The 20,874-nt window shown below is 62.6% G+C and carries 17 protein-coding genes; 10 read left to right on the plus strand and 7 right to left on the minus strand.

Annotated features, from left to right (window positions below):
* The first annotated feature begins 106 nt into the window (after window positions 1–106).
* From MOV80_RS03380 to MOV80_RS03390, 3 genes are all read left to right on the plus strand, one after another.
* Window positions 107–1,039 carry a LysR family transcriptional regulator gene (locus tag MOV80_RS03380; protein WP_081574633.1) on the plus strand — a complete coding sequence of 311 codons (933 nt, stop codon included), beginning with the start codon at window positions 107–109 and terminating at the stop codon, window positions 1,037–1,039.
* Window positions 1,040–1,132: 93 nt separating this feature from the next.
* Window positions 1,133–2,317 (plus strand): FAD-dependent monooxygenase, encoded by a 1,185-nt coding sequence (locus tag MOV80_RS03385; protein ID WP_019102669.1) that lies wholly within the window; start codon window positions 1,133–1,135, stop codon window positions 2,315–2,317.
* A 247-nt stretch (window positions 2,318–2,564) separates the two neighbouring features.
* On the plus strand, window positions 2,565–3,002 hold the full coding sequence (locus MOV80_RS03390; protein ID WP_161523207.1) for a hypothetical protein: 438 nt from the start codon (window positions 2,565–2,567) through the stop codon (window positions 3,000–3,002).
* A 7-nt stretch (window positions 3,003–3,009) separates the two neighbouring features.
* Here MOV80_RS03390 and MOV80_RS03395 read toward each other — a convergent pair whose 3' ends face one another.
* The 5 genes from MOV80_RS03395 to MOV80_RS03415 all read right to left on the minus strand — a co-directional run bounded on the left by MOV80_RS03395 (window position 3,010) and on the right by MOV80_RS03415 (window position 8,722).
* A complete protein-coding gene (locus tag MOV80_RS03395; RefSeq protein WP_043592691.1) occupies window positions 3,010–4,446 on the minus strand; it encodes an HDOD domain-containing protein in 1,437 nt (478 codons plus the stop codon).
* Window positions 4,447–4,496: 50 nt separating this feature from the next.
* A complete protein-coding gene (gene aroC / locus MOV80_RS03400; RefSeq protein WP_043592693.1) occupies window positions 4,497–5,597 on the minus strand; it encodes a chorismate synthase in 1,101 nt (366 codons plus the stop codon).
* Between the two features lie 57 nt (window positions 5,598–5,654).
* Window positions 5,655–6,299: a 2OG-Fe(II) oxygenase gene (locus MOV80_RS03405; RefSeq protein WP_052052151.1), complete on the minus strand. Its 645-nt coding sequence runs from the start codon at window positions 6,297–6,299 to the stop codon at window positions 5,655–5,657.
* A 59-nt stretch (window positions 6,300–6,358) separates the two neighbouring features.
* The gene (locus MOV80_RS03410; protein ID WP_249604834.1) at window positions 6,359–7,276 is read right to left on the minus strand and encodes an alpha/beta fold hydrolase; all 918 of its coding nucleotides are present in this window, start codon (window positions 7,274–7,276) and stop codon (window positions 6,359–6,361) included.
* Between the two features lie 234 nt (window positions 7,277–7,510).
* Complete coding sequence (locus MOV80_RS03415) at window positions 7,511–8,722, minus strand: MFS transporter (protein ID WP_249604835.1); 1,212 nt, start codon at window positions 8,720–8,722, stop codon at window positions 7,511–7,513.
* Between the two features lie 119 nt (window positions 8,723–8,841).
* On the opposite strand from MOV80_RS03415, the gene MOV80_RS03420 reads away from it, so the two are divergent.
* Window positions 8,842–10,521, plus strand: coding sequence for an SgrR family transcriptional regulator (locus MOV80_RS03420; protein ID WP_249604836.1), 1,680 nt, complete (start codon window positions 8,842–8,844; stop codon window positions 10,519–10,521).
* 108 nt (window positions 10,522–10,629) lie between these two features.
* On the plus strand, window positions 10,630–11,061 hold the full coding sequence (locus tag MOV80_RS03425; protein WP_249604837.1) for an Hsp20/alpha crystallin family protein: 432 nt from the start codon (window positions 10,630–10,632) through the stop codon (window positions 11,059–11,061).
* A gap of 83 nt (window positions 11,062–11,144) precedes the next feature.
* On the opposite strand, the gene pepN is transcribed toward MOV80_RS03425, so the two are convergent.
* Window positions 11,145–13,769, minus strand: a complete 2,625-nt coding sequence (gene pepN, locus MOV80_RS03430) for an aminopeptidase N (protein WP_249604838.1) — start codon at window positions 13,767–13,769, stop codon at window positions 11,145–11,147.
* Window positions 13,770–13,851: 82 nt separating this feature from the next.
* Window positions 13,852–15,630 (minus strand): PDZ domain-containing protein, encoded by a 1,779-nt coding sequence (locus MOV80_RS03435; RefSeq protein ID WP_118266618.1) that lies wholly within the window; start codon window positions 15,628–15,630, stop codon window positions 13,852–13,854.
* A gap of 470 nt (window positions 15,631–16,100) precedes the next feature.
* Between MOV80_RS03435 and ccoN the strand changes: the two genes are divergently transcribed.
* From ccoN to ccoG, 5 genes are all read left to right on the plus strand, one after another.
* Complete coding sequence (ccoN, locus tag MOV80_RS03440; RefSeq protein WP_019102680.1) at window positions 16,101–17,525, plus strand: cytochrome-c oxidase, cbb3-type subunit I; 1,425 nt, start codon at window positions 16,101–16,103, stop codon at window positions 17,523–17,525.
* A gap of 16 nt (window positions 17,526–17,541) precedes the next feature.
* A complete protein-coding gene (ccoO, locus tag MOV80_RS03445) occupies window positions 17,542–18,156 on the plus strand; it encodes a cytochrome-c oxidase, cbb3-type subunit II (RefSeq protein ID WP_019102681.1) in 615 nt (204 codons plus the stop codon).
* Between the two features lie 3 nt (window positions 18,157–18,159).
* Complete coding sequence (locus MOV80_RS03450) at window positions 18,160–18,351, plus strand: cbb3-type cytochrome c oxidase subunit 3 (protein WP_019102682.1); 192 nt, start codon at window positions 18,160–18,162, stop codon at window positions 18,349–18,351.
* Window positions 18,348–19,265 carry a cytochrome-c oxidase, cbb3-type subunit III gene (ccoP, locus tag MOV80_RS03455; protein WP_019102683.1) on the plus strand — a complete coding sequence of 306 codons (918 nt, stop codon included), beginning with the start codon at window positions 18,348–18,350 and terminating at the stop codon, window positions 19,263–19,265. The genes MOV80_RS03450 and ccoP overlap by 4 nt, the downstream gene beginning before the upstream one ends.
* Before the next feature lie 154 nt (window positions 19,266–19,419).
* Window positions 19,420–20,871, plus strand: a complete 1,452-nt coding sequence (gene ccoG, locus MOV80_RS03460; protein WP_019102684.1) for a cytochrome c oxidase accessory protein CcoG — start codon at window positions 19,420–19,422, stop codon at window positions 20,869–20,871.
* Window positions 20,872–20,874: the final 3 nt, after the last annotated feature.

The following is a 20,874-nucleotide window of genomic DNA, read 5'->3' on the forward strand; positions in this document are numbered from 1 at the left end:
CCCCATGCCATGATGCGCTCCAATTGTTCTGCTATTGATCAAGAAAGCATGCTAATCTACATGCCCATACAATAAAATCCGTGAAATACCCACACACTGTTCTGAAATGAAAACAAACCACCCTCCCTCTCCGGATGCTCTGCTGGCCTTCGACGCGCTGGCCCGCCACGGCAGCTTCACCGCGGCGGCCGACTCGTTAGGCTGCGCCAAAAGCCGCGTCAGCCAATTGGTCAAACAACTGGAACTGGAGCTGGGCACGGTGCTGGTGCTGCGCAATACCCGGCGCGTGGCGCTGACCGAGGCCGGCCAACGGCTGGCCATACACGCGCGCCAATTGCGCGAGATGCTGGACCGGGTGCGCGGCGACGTGGGCAATGTTCAGGATTGCGTGGAAGGCCCTCTGGTGATCAGCTCCGCCTCGGCCTTCGCCCAGTTCCTGCTGGTGCCCATTTTGTCGGAGCTCTCCAATCAGTACCCGGGGCTGGAGATGCAGTTGCAAGTGGAAAACCGGCTGCAAGACCCTGTGGCCGAAGGACTGGATTTTTGCGTGCGCACCCGTAATGTCTACGACGACGGACTGGTGGCCAAACCGCTGGGCTTCATGCGCGAAACCGTCTACGCCTCGCCCGGCTACCTTGCGCAAGCCCCCAGACTGGAACACCCGGAGGACTTGTGCCTGCACCGCGTGCTGTACGACTCCAGCAAGGCCCCCAGCGAAACAGTGGAATGGGCGCTGGAAAAAGACGGCGTCTATGTGCGCATGCCGGTACGGCCGGTGCTCAGTTGCAATCAGTATTCTCCGCTGGTTTCCGGCGCGGTGGCCGGCTGTGGCCTGGCGCTGCTGCCCCACTACGTGGCCAACAGCTTTCTCGCCACCGGCCAGTTGGTGCCGGTGCTGCCGGGCTGGAGCCACGACTGCTGGCCGGCTTTTCTGGTCTACCCTTACCGGCACCCGTTGCCGCGCAAGAACGAGGTATTCATCCAACACGTGGTGCCGCGGCTGCGCGCGCTGCTGGCGGCGGAACCGCAAACGGCTTGATCCAGACCAAAACGCGCGGCACCTCCTATGGGCTATGCTGGCGCGCGACCCGGCGCTCGGGAAAAGCGCGGGCAAACGATTGGAAAGGGATTTATGCAACACAGCGATATTCTCATCGTCGGCGGCGGCATGGTGGGCTCGGCGCTTGCCGCCGCGCTGTCCGGCCACGGCCTGAGCATTGCGGTGCTGGAGCAGACGCCGCCCGCCCCGTTCGACGCGACTCAGCCGCCGGATCTGCGGGTTTCGGCGATCAGCCCCGCCTCGGCGCGTTTTCTGGCGGGCATCGGCGCCTGGGACGCGGTCCTGGAAATGCGCGCGGCCCCCTATCTGCGCATGCAGGTGTGGGAAGGCGAGGAAACCGACGGCACGCTGTTCACCGCCGAGGAGGCCGGCGAAGCGGCGCTCGGGCACATCGTGGAAAACCGAGTGGCGCAATTGGCCGCCACCCAAGCCCTGCTGGGAAAAGCGGACATCGACTATCTGGCGCCGGCCGCCATCCGCCGCATCGTCTACCAGCCCTTCGCCTCGCGCGTGGAACTGGAGGACGGCCGTCAGTTGAGCGCCCGCTTGCTGGTCGCCGCCGACGGCGCGCGCTCATCGGTGCGCGATGCCGCCGGGATCGGCGTCACCAGTTGGGATTATCCAATGCACGCGCTGGTGGCCTGCTGCGAGCAGGAACAAACACAACAGGACATCACCTGGCAACGCTTCACCCCCACTGGCCCGCAAGCCTTTTTACCGCTGACCGGCCAATACGGATCCTTGGTCTGGTATCACCGCCCTCCGGAAGTCCAGCGTTTGCTGGCGCTGGACGAGGCGGAACTGGCCGCGGCCTTTCACGCTGCCTTTCCGCGCAAGCTGGGCAATATCCGCCGCATCGTGGCCAAGGGCAGCTTTGCGCTGACCCGCCGTCACGCGCAGCGCTATGTCAAGGACGGCGTGGCTCTGGTGGGCGACGCCGCCCACACCATCCACCCGCTGGCCGGCCAAGGCGTGAACCTGGGCTTCCAGGACGCGGCCAAACTGGCCGAAGTGATCCTTGAAGCCGCGGCCCAAGGCCGGGATTTTGCCGCCGTCGACGCGCTGCAGCGCTACCAGCGCGCGCGCAAACCGGCCAATCTGGCCATGCAAACCGCGATGGACGGCTTCTGCTATGGTTTTGGCAACGACATTGCCCCGCTGCGGCTGGCGCGCAAGCTGGGGATGCGCCTGGCTAATCACGCCGGCCCGCTGAAGCGCGAAGCGATACGCTACGCGCTAGGGTTGAGGGGCGGCTGACGCCACACGCATTTCTCCTTGCTCGCCACGGCGTCATCGCGGTTTAGCGGCTATGCTGAAGCGTTCGGACTTCATCCCCGCCAGCGCCGCTTTCACGGCTGGCCGGCCACCGCTCAAGGAGACTGCCCAATGAAACGCCTGCCCTTGCTGGCCGCGCTGGTTTGCGCCTTAGGTTCGCTGTCCACGCCTGCCTTGCCCTTCTCTCTTCCACACGGCCCGCTGTTCAGCCAGGCAGGTGGCAGTGGACATGACGGAGGAGGAGGTTCCGGCGGCGGTGGACATGAAGGCGGAGGCGGCGGTTCTGGCGGAGGTGGGCATGACGGCGGCGGGGGCGGTTCCGGCGGAGGCGGACATGACGGCGGAAGCGGCGGTTCCGGTGGCGGCGGACATGACGGTGGCGGGGGCGGTTCCGGCGGAGGTGGACATGAAGGTGGCGGCCCAGGCTCCGGCGGCAATCACGAGGGAGGCCCGCAAGGCGGCCATGCTCCCGGCAATGCCGACGGCGGCCCGCAGCATGGGGCCCCTCCCGGCGGAGCGCCTCATGGCGAACCTCCGGGAGATCGTCGCGCGGCGCCAGGCGCCGACGACGCGGCCGCTCAGAACAAAGGCCAGCAATAAGCCGGCGGATAGAACAAGGCCGCGCCTAAAGGCGCGGCCTTGTTTATGGTCCGGAGGCGATAGCTAACCCCCTCTCAGACCGCCTCCACATTGTTATGAACCTCGCTATCGCGCAACACTACCTGCGCCCATACCGCAGCATCCATATAGTACTGGTTGACCAAATCGACGTCGAAATCCAGCACCTTGGCCAACGCCTCGATCTGTTCAGTGTCACCCTGCTCGCAAGCCAGCGCCATCGACAGGAAAGGCGCGAACATGCCGCGTTGTTCCACCACCGCCTCGCGCACAGGCGAGGCCAGCTCCAGTGGGTCCAGTACATCGGGGAAAGGCGCGCCCAGCAAAACGTCCAGCATGGAAAACATGCCGGTGAGGAATAGATGCTCGGCCTCCACACGGTTACCGCGGTAGCTGCCCATGCGCTCCAGCAAGCGGGCGCGGATCAGTGATTTTTCCAGCAGCGACACCGCGGTGCCGTCGTCCTTGCGCGAGGTGAACAGCAGCATGGACAGCCACTTGAACAAGGTTTCCCGGCCCAGCAGCAGCAAGGTTTCCTCAATGGTCTGCACCTTGCGCGACAGGCCGTGCACCGGCGAATTCATGAAACGCAGCAATTTGAACAGCAGCACGGAGTCCAGCTTGAACTGGGTTTCGATCTCGGCGGCCGCGGCATTGGCGCGCAACATGCGCATGATTTGCAGCACCCGGGTCTGGCTGGCATCCACCTTGCCGCCTTCCAGCGCGCGGACGGTGGCGATGAAAGGCCCGTGGAACAGGGCGAAGCGATTATGTCCCGGCCCGCGCAGACAGACATCCAGATCCTCCGCGGTGCCGACATTGCGCGCCATCCAGCGCACAGTGGGGTAACGCTTGGGCAATTGATCCAGGATGGGCTCCAACACCTTGGCCGACGGCGCGTCGAAATCCAGAATCATGAAGTCCATGCGGCTGAAAAGATCGTTCTGCAGATGGGCCGGCAAGCAGCCCGGATCATAGGCGGCCGGCTCCAGCGCGAAACGCATCGCTTTTTGCTTGAGCGCGTCCAGCCGCTTGATCATATCCTCGGACACCGAACCGGTCTGCGACGGCTCCAGCACGAAGATCACGCTGCTGGCCGGCATATTCGACAGCATCGGCTCGTCCAGGGTGTCGATGGAGATATGGACAAAGGCGCGGCGGAAGGCCAGCAAGCGGAAAATGTCCATATTCTGCAGGGTGCTGAGCATCAGCCTGTCAAACTCCTGCTGCTTGCCGGCTGCGATATTGCGCTTGCCCTGACGCACAAAGAAATCGTAAGCCACCACCCGCTGCAGCCTGTCCATCACCGGCTGATGGGAAACGAAGCCCAAAGTGGGCGGCAAATCCAGCGGCGGCGCGTTCTCCAACTGCCGGCTGGCCGGCGAGTCGTGAGCCAGCTCGGTGAACGGCGCGGGCACAGGCTGTTCGTCGCTCGTGGAGTCCGAAGATTTCTTCATACGGCCGGTCAGGCCGCTGATCAGATTTTTCAGCATGTTCCATCCTACCGGATATGCCGGCGTCGTCCCGGCTTACGGTTTACAGTCTAGCCGATTCGGCCGGCAATTCTGGGAGTATCTACCGAAACATCGCCGCATTGCGCGCGATGACGCATAGCGTGGTCGATCAACACCAGCGCCAGCATCGCCTCTGCGATGGGGGTAGCTCGGATGCCGACGCAAGGATCGTGGCGGCCGTGGGTTTCCATGGTCAGCGGCTGGCCTTGCTTGTCTATCGAGCGGCGCGGCTGGGCGATGGAAGACGTCGGCTTAATGGCGATGGACACCTCGATGTCCTGGCCGGTGGAGATCCCGCCAAGCACGCCGCCGGCGTGATTGCTGGCAAAGCCCTGTGGCGTCAGTTCGTCGCCGTGCTCGCTGCCGCGCTGGGTCACGCAGCCAAAGCCGGCGCCGATTTCCACGCCCTTGACCGCGTTAATGCTCATCATTGCGTGGGCGATGTCGGCGTCAAGACGGTCGAACACCGGCTCGCCCCAGCCCACCGGCACGTTCTCGGCCACCACCCGCAGCCGCGCGCCGATGGAGTCCAGACTCTTGCGCACGCTGTCCATATAGCTCTCCAGCTGCGGCACCACCTCGGGGTCTGCTGCAAAGAAGGGATTGCCGGACACATGCTCCCAAGCTTTGAAGGGAATGGCCACTTCCCCGATCTGAGTCATATGGCCGCGGATAACGATGCCGTAGCGTTCATGCAGCCATTTCTTGGCGATGGCGCCGGCGGCCACCCGCACCGCCGTTTCGCGGGCGGAAGAACGGCCGCCGCCGCGCGGGTCGCGGATGCCGTACTTATGCCAATAGCAATAATCCGCATGACCGGGACGGAAGGTGTCGGCGATATTTCCGTAGTCCTTGCTGCGCTGATCAGTATTGCGGATCAGCAGCGCGATCGGCGTGCCGGTGGTCTTGCCCTCGTACACGCCGGACAGGATTTCCACCGAGTCCGGCTCGCGGCGCTGGGTGACGTGACGGCTGGTGCCGGGCTTGCGCCGGTCCAGTTCCGCCTGGATGTCGGCTTCGTTGATCTCCAGCCCCGGCGGGCAGCCGTCCACCACGCAGCCAATGGCCGGGCCGTGGCTTTCGCCGAAGGAAGTCACCGTGAACAACAACCCCATGGTATTGCCTGACATCTTCACTGTCCTTTGTATTCGGAATCCTTGGCGAAGATTCTAGCACGACCCGCCAGGCTACCAGCCGGCCGCCGTCGCCATGCGGCGGCGAAACCAACCGGTGATGGACAAACGCTGCCGGCCGGCCGGCAACACTTCATGCCAGAAGCGGTCGGACAAAAACAGCGCCAGGGTGCCGGCTTCCGGCCGGACATCGACATGACGCTCGCCCTCCTCGTCCAGGTACAGGCGCATCTCGCCGCCGGCCTCGGCCGGCCAGTCATCGTTCAGATAAAGCACCGCCGTCAGCGCGCGCGCGTCGTCATCGCGAAAGCGGTCCAGGTGTTTTTTATAGAAAGCGCCCTGCGGATACACGGCGAAGTGGGACTCCAAGTCTTCCAGGCCCATGTAAAACGCCTGGTTGACCGCCTGTCGGACGGCATCCAGCTTGGAGAAATACAAGGAGGCGGCGGAGTCCGCTTGCTCCGGCTCCAGCCACAGCACCGAATCCGAACGGATTTCACTGCGGCGGTTCTGCTGCGCGGCGCGCCCAACGGCGGCCTCATGGAATTTTCCCTGCTGCCAGTTGATCAGGCACTCCTCGCGCAGCAGGCGGATTTCTTCAACGGTGAACAGGCTGCGGTCCACGACCCAGCCCTGTTCGGCAAGGTTGTCGATAACGGGCCCCAGCAAATAGGGCGAAACTTCAAAATCTTGTGTCATGGTTCATTCTCCCAGGCGCGATTTCTACCACAGCCGCGCCTCCAGGAAAATGTGATTTATCAGTAATTTTCGACGACCTCCTCGTAACGCCCATGCAGCCATGCCAATACCAGCGGGAAATGGTCCCGGATGGCATCAGGATGGGTCAATAATGACACATGGTTGTAGTCGTGCAGGTGGCCGGCGCGCCGCGACAGCAGACGCAGCCGCGACAGATGCGGGCCGGATTCATCGCGAAAACGGCGCACGTCTTCAGGATGGCCGCGACAGGGATCGTTGCCGGCGGCAAAGTACAAGACTGGCGGCAAGCGCGCGCTTTGGGCGGCGGCGCCGTAGTCGAAGCCGTCGTCGCTATCCACCCAGGGCTTGGGCTGCGCCCACAGCTTGCTTTGCAGATGACTCTTGTCGCTCTCATCGTCCGCCCCCAGCCGGATGCGCCGCGCCGGCAGGTAGCCGAACAGGCGTATCAACACACGCGAGGCGATATTCCACATGAAGTCCACCTCCACCAGCTTGTTCAGATTGCGCACCCTCACGCTGCGCTTGCTGCCGAAGTAGACCAGGCTGGCCACTTGCTCCGCCAGCTCGGGAAAACGGATCAGGCAGCTGGACATGTGCACGCCGCCCCAGGAATGCGCCATCCAATGCACCGGCGCGCCGTTCTTGAGTTCGCGAATGTGGCGATGCAGCGCCGGCAGATCCTCGCAAATGGTCTCGGTCTGCCCGTGGCGCGAAGCGCGGCTGATCTTGGGCTGGCTGCGGCCGCGGCCGCGCAGGTCGGCCACAAATACATCGCAGCCGGCCTCGGCCAAATAATGGGCCAGCCCTCGACCGGACTCGCTGTAAAAAGTGCGGCCGTTGGCCATCACCCCGTGCAGCAGCAACACCGGCGGGCCGTCCTCCCGGCAATAAATGCGTTTCAGATACAGTTGCTCGTCGCCCACCGCGACAAAGTGGTCTTGCTGGCGCTTTTCCATGCGTTCTCCTCGTATCGGCGTCTGCTTCGTCGTCTGCGCGACGATTCAAACAAGCGCTTGATCATGACAAAAAAGTCGTCAAAGAGAAAGCTCGCCACGCGTCACAACCGGTACTCCATCTCGCAAGCCAAGACGAAAACGGCGGAGAAAGCGGAACGTACACACCGTACATGAGCATTTCGAAGGGGTTTTCAGCGCCGTATCGCCGACGCGCAGCAGATCGTGAACAGGTTCTCAGATCTTCAAAGCCGCAGCCTGCCAGCACCCGATGCCCCGGGCCTGTCGCAAGGCCTCGCCGCGCAACGCCAGCCACCAGGCCAGCGCGCACAAGCTCGCCATCACAGCGAACAACACCCCGCCGGACGCGCGGGCCAGCATCCAGCCGGCCAACATCGGCCCCAACGCCCCGCCCAGGCTGGCCAGATTCTGCGCGCCATAGTAGACGCCTTTGCAGTCCTCCGGCGCGATCGCGTCTATGTACAGGTATTCGGCCGGCACCAGCACGATCTCCCCCACGGTGAACACCAGCATCGCAGCGCACATGCCCAGCAGCCCGCCGGGCGCCCAGCCCAAGCCCAAAGTCCCCAGCCCCAGCAGGAGGAAGCCGGCGCCGATGGCTTTCATCAAACCGGAGCCCCTGATCCGCCGGCCCAGCGGATATTGCAGCAAAACCACGCCAACCGCGTTGCAGCTGATCAGCGCCGACATCCAACGCAACACCTCGGCCTCCGGCAGCGACTGCATCAGATACAGGGGCAGATAACTGGAAAAGCGGGCGTACACCAAGTTGGCCAAGGCACAGCTCAGGGTGAACAAGACCAGCACCCGGTCTTGCCGCAAACGGCCCAGCGTCGCCAGAAAGCCCGGAGCCGGCGCGCCGGCCTCCCGGCGAGGCGCACAGGAGCCGCGCGGGGTCGCCAGGCCTCCCGCCGCGGCCAACACGATCGCGCACCAGAACGGCCAGTCGCCTCCCCAGGCCAGCAGCAGGCTGCACAGCAGCGGCCCCAGCGCCCAGCCCACGTTGGCCAGGGTGTAGCGCAAGGAGAAAGCCTTGCCGCGCCGCTCCGGCGGCAGCAAATCGCTGATCAAGGCCTTGATCGCGATGCTGTGCACCGCCTGGCCGATCTCGCTGAGCGCCAGCGCCAACGCGCTCCACCACAACTGCTGGCTCAGCGGCAGCACTAGATAATTCAGCGCGATCAACGCCACGGAGCCCAACAGCACCGGCCGCCGCGGCCAATGATCCAGCAAATGGCCGCCGTACAAGCCCATCAAGGCGGACAGCAGCAAGACTCCGCCCAGCAGCAAACCGGTCTGCTCGCCGTTCAAGTTCAGTTGCCGCCCCAGAGTCAGCACCAGCAAGGGCGCGATCACCGCCCGGCTCATCGTCAACAACCAGGAGCTGGCCAGCAAGCAACGCACCTGGATTTCTTTTTCGTCAATCATGCCAACGCCTATGCAAACAGGAAGTTCCCCCAGTATCCTGCTAAAAGCGGAATGCAAAAATGGATGAAAACAGAACAAATCGCTTCCGCTTTTAGCGGAGTCCTCAGCGGGAAGCAGACATGAAGCTGGAACAACAATATCAGGCGCTGCATCAGGCCTACGCCGACCGGCAGCCCGCGCAGCCGGGGCTGGCCGAACTGTGCGCACTGTGGAAGTGCAGCGAGCGCAACGCCCGTTTGCAACTGGCCAAGATGCGCGCGCGCGGCTGGCTGTCCTGGGAGCCTGGCCGGGGACGCGGCCGCAAATCGCGGCTAAGCCTGCTCTGCCCGCCGGAACAACTGGAATGGCAGCGTCTGCAGCGCCTGCTGCGCGACGGCAAACTGGAGCAGGCCTTCGCCCAATTGCCGCCGCAACGGCGCGAACAATTGCTGAGCGCGCTGCCGCAATACCTGGGCAGCGCCGCGCAAGGCCGCTGTCTGCGCATCCCGATACCGCATGCGCCGTTGAGCCTGGACCCGGTCACCGTCAGCGGCCGACTTGAGTCCCATCTGGTCCGGCAGATATTCGACCGGCTATGCCGCTTCGACCGCGCCTTGCAAAGCCTGCAAGGCGGTCTGGCCCACCACTGGGAGAGCGACGCCGAGGCCCGACGCTGGCGCTTCTGGCTGCGCCCCGGCCTGCAATTCCACGATGGCGCGCCCTTGCAAGCCGACGCTGTGGCCGCCAGCCTGTTGCGCCTGCGCGAACCGGACAACCCCTATCAGCGGCAATACCGCCATCTAAGCTCGGTCGAGGTCCACGACGTGCTGTCCTTCAGCTGCAGCTTGGACGACGCCGATTTTCTCTGGCCGCAGCGGCTGGCCACCGCCAACAGTTCCATCGTCCCCTTGCGGCGCAATGCCGACTTCGACCGCCTCCCGATAGGCAGCGGGCCGTTCCGGGCGCTGCGTCACAGCGAGCAGCGTCTGAGCCTGGCCGCCTTCGCCGGCCATTACCGCGAGCGGGCGCTGCTGGACGAGATCGAACTGTGGTTCATTCCCTCCGGCGACGACGGCCAAGACTTCCACCTGCGCCTGGATTACGCCAACGACGACGCCAACGGCACGCTGCAGTCGGCCTGCACTTATCTGCTGCTGAATCCGGCGCTGCCTGACAGCGAGCGCGCGCCGCTAATGCGCTGGCTGGCGGAGCCCGCGCTGGTCCTGGCCAACGACGCTCTGCAAACGCCAGCGCAAGGCCTGCTGCCAGGCTGGCGCCACCCCTTGCCGCAAGCCGAGCGCCGGCCTAGGCTCAACCATACCCGGCTGCGCCTGTTCCATTACGACCTGCCCTGCTTCCCGCCGCTGGCCGCCGCCATCCGTCAACGCCTGGCGGGACTGGCCATTGAGTTGGAGATCCACGCCCTCAGCCGACTCGCTTTTTTTCACGACCAGGACTGGTGGCGGCAGGCCGATCTCATGCTGTGCAGCGAGGTACTGCACGACGATCGCGACTATAGTTGCCACGAGTGGCTGGGCACCCGGCAACCGTTGCAGCGCGGCCTGAGCGCGGAGGCGCAGGCGCGGCTGAACGCGCAGTTGCGGGATATTCAGCGCCAAGCGGACAGCAGGCGGCGCATGGCCGGATACGCCGCCATCGGAGATTGGCTGTGCGCGGAAGGCTGGGTGCTGCCGCTGTCTCATGAGCGCCAGGGGCATCAGGCCAGCCCGCAACTGGCCGGCCTGCAAATGAGTGAAAACGGCTGGACCGATTTCGCCGGCCTGTGGCTGCGGCCTGTCCCATCGGACTGGCCGGCGTGAATCGCGCCGAATTCCTCCCTCGCGGGGGCTTGAGAATCGGCGCGGCGTCCCTATATCGACAACAGGGCCCGTTACACACCTAAACCATTGATCAAAAAGGAGAGTAAGATGAACATCCTGCCTTCCCGCGGCAATGTTAGCCTGTTTGACGAACTGTTCCGCGACTTCACCCCCGGCTTCTTCATCAAACCGCTGCACGGCGATCCGCTGCCCAGCCAGATCAAGATCGACGTCAAGGAATCCGAAACCCAGTTCACCGTTCACGCGGATATTCCCGGCGTCAGCAAAGACGACATCCACGTGGAAGTGGACGGCCCGCTGGTTACCATTAAGGCGGAGGTGCGCCAGACGGACAGCGAGCGCAAAGACGAACGCCAACTACGCACCGAGCGTTTTTACGGCGCGGTATCGCGCAGCTTCCAACTGCCGGCGGAAATCGAACGCAACGCGGCCAGCGCCAAATACGAAAACGGCGTGCTCAGCCTGACGCTGCCGAAGAAACAAGGCAGCCAAGGCGGACAGCGGCTGCGCATAGAATAAGCCTCGCGGCAAATACGCCTCGTCGGCCATGAAAAAAGCCCCGGTTTGAAACCGGGGCTTTGTTTTCAGCAGCGCGAGGCGGCTCAGGCTTCCAAAATCTTGGACACGATCTCGTACACGTCCTTGGACAGCGGCTGCCCGGCCAGACGCTGCAATTGCTCGCGCATCAGCGCCTGACGCGCAGGCTCCAGCTTTTTCAGCCGGCGGAAGGCGTTGACGATGCGGCTGGCCACTTGCGGATTGATCGCGTCCAGCGCCAGCACCTGATCGGCCAGGAAGCGGTAGCCGCTGCCGTCGGCGGCGTGGAACAAGGCCATATTGGCGCCAAAGGTGCCAATCAGCGCGCGCGCCTTATTGGGGTTCTTCAAGGTGAAGGCAGGATGCTGCATCGCCGCCTGCACATGCTCCAGCGTGCCCGGCAGCTGGCTGCTGGCCACCAGCATGAAGAACTTGTCCATCACCAGGGCGTCGCCCTGCCAACGGGAGGCGAAAGCGGTGAAGCAATCGTCGCGTTCGGCGCCGTCGCGATCGCGCAAGGCCAGCATCGCGCCCATCTGATCGGTCATATTGTCCGCCTCCCGGCACTGCTTGGCGGCGGCTTCCGCCGGCCAGGCGTCGTCCAGGCGGTTCAACATGGCCAACGCGCGGTTTTTCAGATCGCGCTTACCCGCGTCTTGCGGCTTGTAATCGCGGGTCTGGCTCAGCTCGTACGCCTCGCGCCACTCGCCGCGCAGCGCCTGCGCCAACTCGTCCAGCACGAAATCGCGTACCTGATGGATGCTTGCCGGATCGGCCTCCTCCACCATCTCCAGAATTTCCGCCTCGGAAGGCAGGGCCAGCATCAGAGCCTTGAACGCCGGATCGGCGACATGATCCTTAAGCACCGCGCGGAAGGCGGCGACGAAGGTCTCCGGCAACTTCAACTCGCCGCCGGCGGCCAGCGTCGCCAACAGCTGCTTGAACAGGCGCTCGGCCAAGGTTTGACCGGCTTCCCAACGGCTGAAGCTGTCGCTGTCGTTGGCCATCAGGAAAGCCAGTTGGTCGTCGCGCCAATCGAAATCCAGCTTCACCGGCGCGGAGAAACCGCGCAGCAGCGAAGGCACCGGCTCGGTCGGTACGCCGACGAAGGTGAAGCTCTGCTCCGCCGCCTTGACGTCCAGCACACGGGTGCCGCCCTGCGCTTCGGCTTCGCCCTCCAGCTGCAGCGGCAGGTCGGCACCGTCGGCGCCCACCAGGCCCAAAGCCAGCGGGATGTGGAACGGCTGCTTCAGTTCTTGCCCCGGCGTGGGCGGGCAGGATTGACGCACATTCAACGTATAGCTACGCGCCACGCTGTCGTAGCGACCGCTGACGCTGAGCACCGGGGTGCCGGCCTGGCTGTACCACAAGCCGAACTGGCCCAGGTCCACGTCGTTGGCGTCGGCCATCGCCGCGCGGAAGTCGTCGCAGGTCACCGCCTGGCCGTCGTGGCGCTTGAAGTACAGGTCCATGCCCTTACGGAAGCCGGCCTCGCCCAGCAGGGTGTGATACATGCGCACCACTTCCGCGCCTTTTTCATACACCGTCATGGTGTAGAAGTTGTTCATCTCGATATAGCTGTCCGGGCGGATGGGGTGCGAGGTGGGGCCCGCGTCCTCCGGGAACTGGTGAGCGCGCAGGCCCTTGACATCCTCAATGCGCTTGACCGCGCGGCTGCTCATGTCGGCGCCGAACTCCTGGTCGCGGAACACGGTCAGGCCTTCTTTCAGCGACAGCTGGAACCAGTCGCGGCAGGTGACGCGGTTGCCGGTCCAGTTGTGGAAGTATTCGTGGCCGATCACCCGCTCCACGCCCTGGAAGTCGGCGTCGGTGGCGGTGTCCTTGCGCGCCAGCACGTACTTGGTGTTGAAGACGTTGAGGCCCTTGTTCTCCATCGCCCCCATATTGAAGTCGCCGACGGCGACGATCATATAGATGTCCAGATCGTATTCCAGGCCAAAGCGCTGCTCATCCCACTTCATAGAGTGCTTCAAAGACTCCATCGCGTGCTGGGTCTTGTCCTGATCGGCCGGTTCGGTCCAGATCTCCAGCGCCACTTCGCGGCCGCGCATGGTAACGAACTTGTCCTTCAGCGCCGTCAGCTTGCCGGCCACCAAGGCGAACAGATAAGACGGTTTCTTATACGGGTCCACCCACTTCACCCAGTGGCGCTTCTTGTCCACCATGCCCTCGCCCACCTTGTTGCCGTTGGAGAGCAGCACCGGGAATTTGTGCTTGTCCGCCATGATGGTGGTGGTGAACTTGGCCATCACGTCGGGACGGTCCAGGTAATAGGTGATTTTGCGGAAGCCTTCCGGCTCGCATTGGGTGAACAGATTGCCGTTGGACGCGTACAAACCCATCAGGCTGGTGTTGGCCGCCGGGTCGATCTCGGTCTCCACCTCTAGGATGAAGCTGTCGGGCACGCCGCGCACGGTCAGTTGTTCGTCGGCCAGCGCGTAGCCGCTTTCGTCCAGGCGCTCTCCGTCCAGCGTTACCGCCACCAGCGCGGCACTGCCGTCCAGCACCAGATCGTCCTGGCGCGCGGCCTTGTCGTTGCGGGTCACCACCAGGCGCGCATGCACGCGGGTGGCGTCGTCTTCGATGTCGAAGCTCAGATCGACCCGGTCGATCAGAAAAGCGGGGGCTGCGTAATCGTTGCGATACTTGACTTGCGGCTGTTGAGCCATGTCTACGTCTCCTTCGATGCCGGCTGCGCCGGTCTTGGCTGGAGGGGAACCGCGCCGGGGAACGGCACCGTCCCGATGAATGTTAGCGGCGCAGCCACCGGGCGCCGTCGTCCTGCAACAGCAACCGGCAGGCGTCGGCAGGCGCGGCTTGCAGCTCCACTTGCACGCTGATCAGTTCGTCGCGGCGGAACCAATGCAGTTTAAGCTTATCGCCCGGCTGATAACGCGCCAGCGCCTTGTCCAGATCCACCGCTTTGAGCTTGTCTATCGCCACGATCACGTCGCCGCCGGACAGGCCGGCGCTTTGCGCCGCGCCGCCGTCGTAGACATTGAGCACACGCACGCCCTGGGCCTCGGCCACAGCCTTGACCCCCAGGCTGGCCGGCGCAGGCTTGCCGCTCAGCGCCAGACCGCCACGGTCGCCGGCGTTGGCCGCCGGCTCGAAGCGCAGCTCCACGCCCTGGGCCGCCAACAGTTCGGCCAGCGGCAGGGGCTCAACGCCGCGCAGCGCGCGATCGAAAAAGGCCTTGAGATCCAGGCCGGTAACGGCCTGCGCCTGTTTTTCCCACTCGTCCTCGGCCAAACCCTTGCCGTCGTCCAGCCACTTGCGCCACAGCGCCCGCATCACATCGTCCAGCGACTGACGGCCCTGGCTGTCGCGGCGTATGGTCAAGTCCAGCGCCAACGCGGCCAGCGCGCCCTTGGTGTAATAGCTGACGATGCTGTTGGGGCTGTTTTCGTCTTGCCGGTAATATTTGGTCCAGGCTTCGAAACTGGATTGCTCCAAGGTCTGCTTCAGGCGGCCGGCGCCGCGCTCCACGCCGCTGATGGTTTCCGCCAGCAGGCCCAGATAGCGCTTTTCATCGATCAGACCGCAGCGCACCAGGCTCAGGTCGTCGTAATAGGAAGTGATGCCCTCAAAGGCCCACAACAAACGGGTGTAGCCTTCCTGGTTCAGATCATAGGGCGTGAACGCCGCCGGCTTCATCCGCTTGACGTTCCAACTGTGGAAGTATTCGTGGCTGATCAGACCCAACAGTTTCAGATAGCCGTCGCCGATCTCCTCAACGCCCTGTTGCGGCAAATCGTCGCGGTTGGCCACCAGCGCGGTGGAAGCGCGATGCTCCAGACCGCCGTAGATGTCTTTGCCGACGAAAAGCATGAACACATAGCGCTCGAACGGAGCCGGCTCGCCAAACAATTTGATCTGGTATTCGCAAATTTTCTTGGTGTCGCGCGCCAAGCGCTTGAGGTCGGCGCGGAAACGACCGGAGACAACGAATTCGTGCGGTACGCCGCAGGCTTTGAAGCTGACTCGCTCGAAGGCGCCCAACTCCACAGGATGGTCGATCAACTCGTCGTAGGAAGCCGCCTGATAGCCGCCGAAGCCGGTTTTCTTGTCCGCGCCGCGCGCCGGCAGACTGGTCGCCACTTTCCAATCGGCGTAGGCCTTGCCTTCCGGCGGCAGGATCTCCACCGCGCAGGCCTCGTTTTCATAGCCGTCCACCGCCAGGAAAACGCTGCTGCCGTTATAGAAGCCGCGCTCCGCGTCCAGATACGCTCCGCGCACGGACAGATCAAACGCATAAACTTTATAGCGCAGAACCAGCACGCCCTTGACCGGCGCGGCTTGCCAGCTGTTTTTTGTCAACTGGACCAGCTGCACCGCTTTTCCCGCGGATTCCGCGCGAATTTCCACAATATGCCTGGAGAACTCCCGGATCATGTAACTACCGGGAATCCAAGCCGGCAAGGAGAAAATCTGGCCGTTCTTTGCGGGTTTGGAAACGGTCAGGACGACCTCGAAAAGATGCGCCTCAGGGGCGCGGGGACATAGGGTGTAGCGGACGGAAACGGTCATGATCTGCCTGCAATCGTTGCAAAACCTTCTTATTTTAGCACTTGCCGCGGGTAAACGCTGCGTTTTATGACATCTTGATCCAGGTCAAGAAGGCTGGGCCGCCAGACAATACAATCTCGCCAGTAGCAACAGTATTTGCAAGAACTGTCACGCTCGCTTGAGACATAAATAAAGACAAATGGGAAAGCGACATCCCCGGCCGTCCAAACTGGCCCGATATGGGTAATTGATTTAGAATGCCGGGTTAACTAAATGGGGAAATTGCGCTGTCGCAATACGGGATGAACTGCTAATACAGACATCAGTACCGCTGCGATCTGGGTCAAGCGCTTGATTTTAATAAAAGTCGTTTTCCCTACGGCTTCGTCTGGATACAGTCACATCAGTACAGATTGGGACAGTCGCCCGGACTTCAAGCCGTCGATTAGATATGTCACGTTCTGAGTTAGCAACCTTGGAGAAAACCCTAAATGGAAACGCAATCCACTTATAACTATAAGGTGGTGCGCCAATTTGCCATCATGACCGTCGTGTGGGGCATTGTCGGCATGTTGGTGGGCGTCATCATTGCGGCCCAACTGGTCTGGCCCGATTTGAACTTCGGCCCATGGTTCCACTTCGGCCGCCTGCGCCCGCTGCACACCAATGCGGTCATCTTCGCCTTCGGCGGCTGCGGTTTGTTCGCCACTTCCTACTACGTAGTGCAGCGTACCTGTAACGTCCGGCTGATCTCCGACAAGCTCGCCGCCTTCACCTTCTGGGGCTGGCAACTGGTGATCGTGCTGGCCGCCATCACCTTGCCGCTGGGCCTGACCACCAGCAAGGAGTACGCCGAGCTGGAATGGCCGATCAAGCTCCTGATCGCGGTGATCTGGGTTGTTTACGCCATTGTTTTCTTTGGCACCATCGCCATCCGCAAGGTCAAACACATCTACGTGGCCAACTGGTTCTACGGCGCCTTCATCCTGGCCGTGGCCCTGCTGCACATCGTCAACTCCGCCTTCGTGCCGGTGTCGCTGTGGAAATCCTACTCCGCCTACTCCGGCGCCGTGGACGCCATGGTGCAATGGTGGTACGGCCATAACGCCGTGGGCTTCTTCCTGACCGCAGCCTTCCTGGGCATGATGTACTACTTCATCCCGAAACAGGCTGGCCGTCCGGTTTACTCCTACCGCCTGTCCGTAGTGCACTTCTGGGCGCTGATCTTCACCTATATGTGGGCCGGCCCTCACCACCTGCACTACACCAGCCTGCCGGACTGGACCCAATCCGTAGGCATGGTGTTCTCCCTGGTGCTGCTGGCCCCGAGCTGGGGCGGCATGATCAACGGCATCATGACCCTGTCGGGCGCTTGGCATAAGCTGCGCACCGACCCAGTGCTGAAATTCCTGGTGGTATCGCTGTCCTTCTACGGCATGTCCACCTTCGAAGGCCCGATGATGTCGATCAAGACCGTCAACGCCTTGTCTCACTACACCGACTGGACCATCGGCCACGTGCACTCCGGCGCGCTGGGCTGGGTGGGCTTCATCACCATCGGTTCCATGTACTACCTGATTCCCCGCCTGTTCGGCCGCGAATCCATGTTCAGCCTGAAGCTGGTTGAAGCCCATTTCTGGCTCGCCACCGTCGGCGTGGTGCTGTACATCGCCGCATTGTGGATCTCCGGCGTGACCCAGGGCCTGATGTGGCGCGCGCTGAACCCGGACGGAACCCTGACCTACGCTTTCGTTGAGGCGGTCAAAGCCACCTATCCGTACCACTTCGTGCGTCTGCTCGGCGGCTTCCTGTACCTGCTCGGCATGTTCCTGATGGCCTACAACACCTTCCGCACCGTAACCGCGGGCCGTGCCGTAGACGCCAAGATCCCGGCCATCACCGCCCACGCTCATTGAGGCGCAAGGAAACATCATGGATAAGATACAAAAACTGATCGAAGAACACGTCGGCTATCTGATCGTGTTCACCCTGCTGGTCGTCAGCGTGGCCGGCCTGGTGGAAATCCTGCCGCTGGCCTTCCAGAAATCGACCACTCAGCCGGTGGCCGGCGTCAAGCCCTACACCGCCGTGCAACTGGCTGGCCGCGACATCTACATCCGCGAAGGGTGCCACACCTGCCACACGCAGATGATACGTCCGTTCCGCGCTGAAACCGAACGCTACGGTCATTACTCCGTGGCCGGCGAGTCGGTCTACGACCACCCCTTCCTGTGGGGCTCCAAGCGCACGGGCCCGGACCTGGCCCGCGTGGGCGCCCGCTACTCCGACGAATGGCATCGCGTGCACCTGATCAACCCGCGCGACGTGGTTCCCGAGTCCAATATGCCGGCCTTCCCGTGGCTGGCCAAGAATCTGGCCGACGCCGACATCGTGCCGACCAAGATGAAGGCGCTGCGCCTGGTGGGCGTTCCCTATACCGACAAAGACATCGCCGAGGCCAAAGCCCAGGTGGAAGGCAAGTCGGAAATGGACGTGCTGGTCGCTTACCTGCAAGGCCTGGGCCTTGCCTTGAAGAACGTTCGTTAAGCCATGGACTGGGTAACCATCGGGCGCTCGCTGTTCACGGTAGTGTGCTTTGCATTCTTCATCGTGGTGCTGGGCATCGCCTACAGCAAGCGCTCCAAGAACCGGTATGAGGATGCGGCCAACTTGCCCTTCCTCGACGACGACAAGGTGCAGGAAGCGGAACAAGACCAAGCTTCCAACGGAGCAAAAAAATGAGTGATTTCGTGAGCGAATTCTGGAACATCTGGATCACCGCGATCGTGCTGGGCGGCCTCGTTTGGCTGACCTATCTGGTGTTTTCACAATCCAAGATCAAGGTGCAAAAGGGCGAACAGGTTGAGATCACCGGCCACGTGTGGGACGGCGACCTTTCCGAGTACAACCACCCGCTGCCGCGCTGGTGGATGTTGATGTTCTACGTGACCCTGGCCTTCGCCGTGGTCTATCTGATCCTGTACCCTGGCCTGGGCACCTGGAAAGGCGTGTTCGGCTGGACCTCGGTAGACCAGTACAAGAAGGAACGCGCGCAGGCGGAAGCCAAGTATCAGCCGCTGTACGACCAATTCCTGAAACAGGACGTCAAGGCCGTGGCCGCCGACCCCAAAGCTCAGGAAATGGGCAAGCGCCTGTTCCAGACCTACTGCGTGCAGTGCCACGGTTCCGACGCCCGCGGCGCCAAGGGCTTCCCCAACCTGACCGACAATAAGTGGCTGTGGGGCGGCGATATCAAGACCATCCACACCACCATCTCCGAAGGCCGTCACGGCCAGATGCCGGCCTGGGGCGCGGCGTTCGGCGAGGAAAAGGTCAAGGACGTGGCCAACTACGTGCTATCCCTATCCAAGCGCAAGCATGACGCGGAGCGCGCGGTGCGCGGCAAGGAAACCTTCGCCACGGTCTGTATCGCCTGCCACGGCGCGGACGGCAAGGGCAACCCGCAACTGGGCGCCCCCAACCTGACCGACAACAACTGGTTGTACGGCGGCAGCGAGAAAACCATCATCGAAACCATCACCAACGGCCGCAACAACCAGATGCCGGCCTGGAAAGACTTCCTGGGTGAAGGCAAGGTGCATCTGTTGACCGCTTACGTCTGGGGCTTGTCCAACAACCCCAAAGCGCCGCAATAAACCGGTACTGATCTACTGCCCGCTCATGCGGGCAGTATTCTTTCGCGAGGATGTTATATGATTTCATATAACATCTCCGCTCCGATGCAGCCGCGCATTTCGCCAAGCCCATATCCCCATGGCCTTGGCCAAATCCGCAGAGAAGGAAACGCCCATGTCCGATTCGCTCAAGGAAATCCCGATCAAGGTAGAACCGCCGCGCCAAGCCGGCTCGCAGCCCGAGGCCACCGAGACCGTTTCTCTGTACGAGTCGCAAACCAAGATTTATCCGCGTGCCGTCAAAGGCCTGTTCAACAATCTGCGCGTGCTCTTCGTCGTCGGCACCCAGTTGGTTTTCCTGGGCTTGCCCTGGCTGAACTGGAACGGACGCCAGGCGCTGCATTTCGATCTGATCGAGCGCAAGTTCTATCTGTTCGGTCTCACCATCTGGCCGCAGGACTTCGTCTATCTGGCCGCGCTGCTGATGTGCTGCGCCTTCGGCCTGTTCACTTGGACCACCATCGCCGGCCGGCTCTGGTGCGGCTACTCCTGTCCGCAGACGGTTTACACCGAAATCATGCTGTGGATAGAACAATGGGTGGAGGGCGACCGCGGCAAGCGCATCAAGCTGGACAAGGCGCCGATGAGCTTGCGCAAATTCCGCCTCAAGTTCACCAAGCACGGCTTGATGATTCTGTTTTCACTGTGGACCGGCTTCACGCTGGTGGGTTACTTCACGCCGATCCGTGACCTGGTCGCCGCCGCGCCCCGCTTCGACTACGGTCCGTGGGAAACCTTCTGGATGTTCTTCTACGCCGGCTTCACCTATCTGCTGGCCGGCTTCATGCGCGAACAGGTCTGCAAATACATGTGCCCGTACGCGCGCTTCCAGAGCGTGATGTTCGACGCCGACACCCTGATTATTTCCTACGACGAGAAACGAGGCGAGCCGCGCGGGGCGCGCAAGAAAGGCAGCGACCCCAAGGAGCAAGGCCTGGGCGCCTGCATCAACTGCAGCATCTGCGTTCAAGTCTGTCCGGTGGGCATCGACATCCGCAACGGCCTGCAATACGAGTGCATCGGCTGCGCCGCCTGCATCGACGCTTGCGACGAAGTGATGGACAAAATGGCCTATCCGCGCGGCCTGATTCGCTACACAACGGAAAATGCGCTGGAAGGCAAATACCCTGAGAAGGCCATCGCCTCCCGGCTCAAACGTCCTCGCGTGATTCTGTATACGCTGGTACTCGCCATCGTCATCGCCACCGCCATCGGCTCCATGTGGATGCGCAAGCCGTTCAAAGTGGACGTGATCCGCGACCGCGCCTCGCTGGTGCGTGAAACCGATGCCGGCTGGCTGGAAAACACCTACATCATTAAAATTATCAATACTACGGAACAGAATCAGCATTTCAGGATCACAGCATCGGGCTTGCCCGGCCTGAAAGTGCAGGCCGACCGCGGCGATATCGCCGTTGCAGCCACCGGCAACACCGACGTCACCGTCCACGTGCAGGCCGATCCGCAGTACGCGACCAAAGGCAGCCATGAAATCCGCTTCCTGATCCAGTCCATCAACCACCCTTCCCTGCAAGTGGAAGAGAAGTCCAGCTTCATCGGAGAGTAATAC

It is taken from the genome of Chromobacterium sp. IRSSSOUMB001, assembly GCF_023507765.1.
GTDB classification, from domain to species: Bacteria; Pseudomonadota; Gammaproteobacteria; order Burkholderiales; family Chromobacteriaceae; genus Chromobacterium; species Chromobacterium haemolyticum.

What these genes read in the sequence shown, in the direction of transcription:
- MOV80_RS03450 (WP_019102682.1), top strand. Translation starts at nt 18,160, where the DNA reads ATGGACTGGGTAACCATCGGGCGCTCGCTGTTCACGGTAGTGTGCTTT.
- aroC (WP_043592693.1), bottom strand. Translation starts at nt 5,597, where the DNA reads ATGTCAGGCAATACCATGGGGTTGTTGTTCACGGTGACTTCCTTCGGC.
- ccoO (WP_019102681.1), top strand. Translation starts at nt 17,542, where the DNA reads ATGGATAAGATACAAAAACTGATCGAAGAACACGTCGGCTATCTGATC.
- MOV80_RS03405 (WP_052052151.1), bottom strand. Translation starts at nt 6,299, where the DNA reads ATGACACAAGATTTTGAAGTTTCGCCCTATTTGCTGGGGCCCGTTATC.
- MOV80_RS03380 (WP_081574633.1), top strand. Translation starts at nt 107, where the DNA reads ATGAAAACAAACCACCCTCCCTCTCCGGATGCTCTGCTGGCCTTCGAC.
- pepN (WP_249604838.1), bottom strand. Translation starts at nt 13,769, where the DNA reads ATGGCTCAACAGCCGCAAGTCAAGTATCGCAACGATTACGCAGCCCCC.
- ccoG (WP_019102684.1), top strand. Translation starts at nt 19,420, where the DNA reads ATGTCCGATTCGCTCAAGGAAATCCCGATCAAGGTAGAACCGCCGCGC.
- MOV80_RS03425 (WP_249604837.1), top strand. Translation starts at nt 10,630, where the DNA reads ATGAACATCCTGCCTTCCCGCGGCAATGTTAGCCTGTTTGACGAACTG.
- ccoN (WP_019102680.1), top strand. Translation starts at nt 16,101, where the DNA reads ATGGAAACGCAATCCACTTATAACTATAAGGTGGTGCGCCAATTTGCC.
- ccoP (WP_019102683.1), top strand. Translation starts at nt 18,348, where the DNA reads ATGAGTGATTTCGTGAGCGAATTCTGGAACATCTGGATCACCGCGATC.
- MOV80_RS03415 (WP_249604835.1), bottom strand. Translation starts at nt 8,722, where the DNA reads ATGATTGACGAAAAAGAAATCCAGGTGCGTTGCTTGCTGGCCAGCTCC.
- MOV80_RS03390 (WP_161523207.1), top strand. Translation starts at nt 2,565, where the DNA reads ATGACGGAGGAGGAGGTTCCGGCGGCGGTGGACATGAAGGCGGAGGCG.
- MOV80_RS03385 (WP_019102669.1), top strand. Translation starts at nt 1,133, where the DNA reads ATGCAACACAGCGATATTCTCATCGTCGGCGGCGGCATGGTGGGCTCG.
- MOV80_RS03410 (WP_249604834.1), bottom strand. Translation starts at nt 7,276, where the DNA reads ATGGAAAAGCGCCAGCAAGACCACTTTGTCGCGGTGGGCGACGAGCAA.
- MOV80_RS03395 (WP_043592691.1), bottom strand. Translation starts at nt 4,446, where the DNA reads ATGCTGAAAAATCTGATCAGCGGCCTGACCGGCCGTATGAAGAAATCT.
- MOV80_RS03435 (WP_118266618.1), bottom strand. Translation starts at nt 15,630, where the DNA reads ATGACCGTTTCCGTCCGCTACACCCTATGTCCCCGCGCCCCTGAGGCG.
- MOV80_RS03420 (WP_249604836.1), top strand. Translation starts at nt 8,842, where the DNA reads ATGAAGCTGGAACAACAATATCAGGCGCTGCATCAGGCCTACGCCGAC.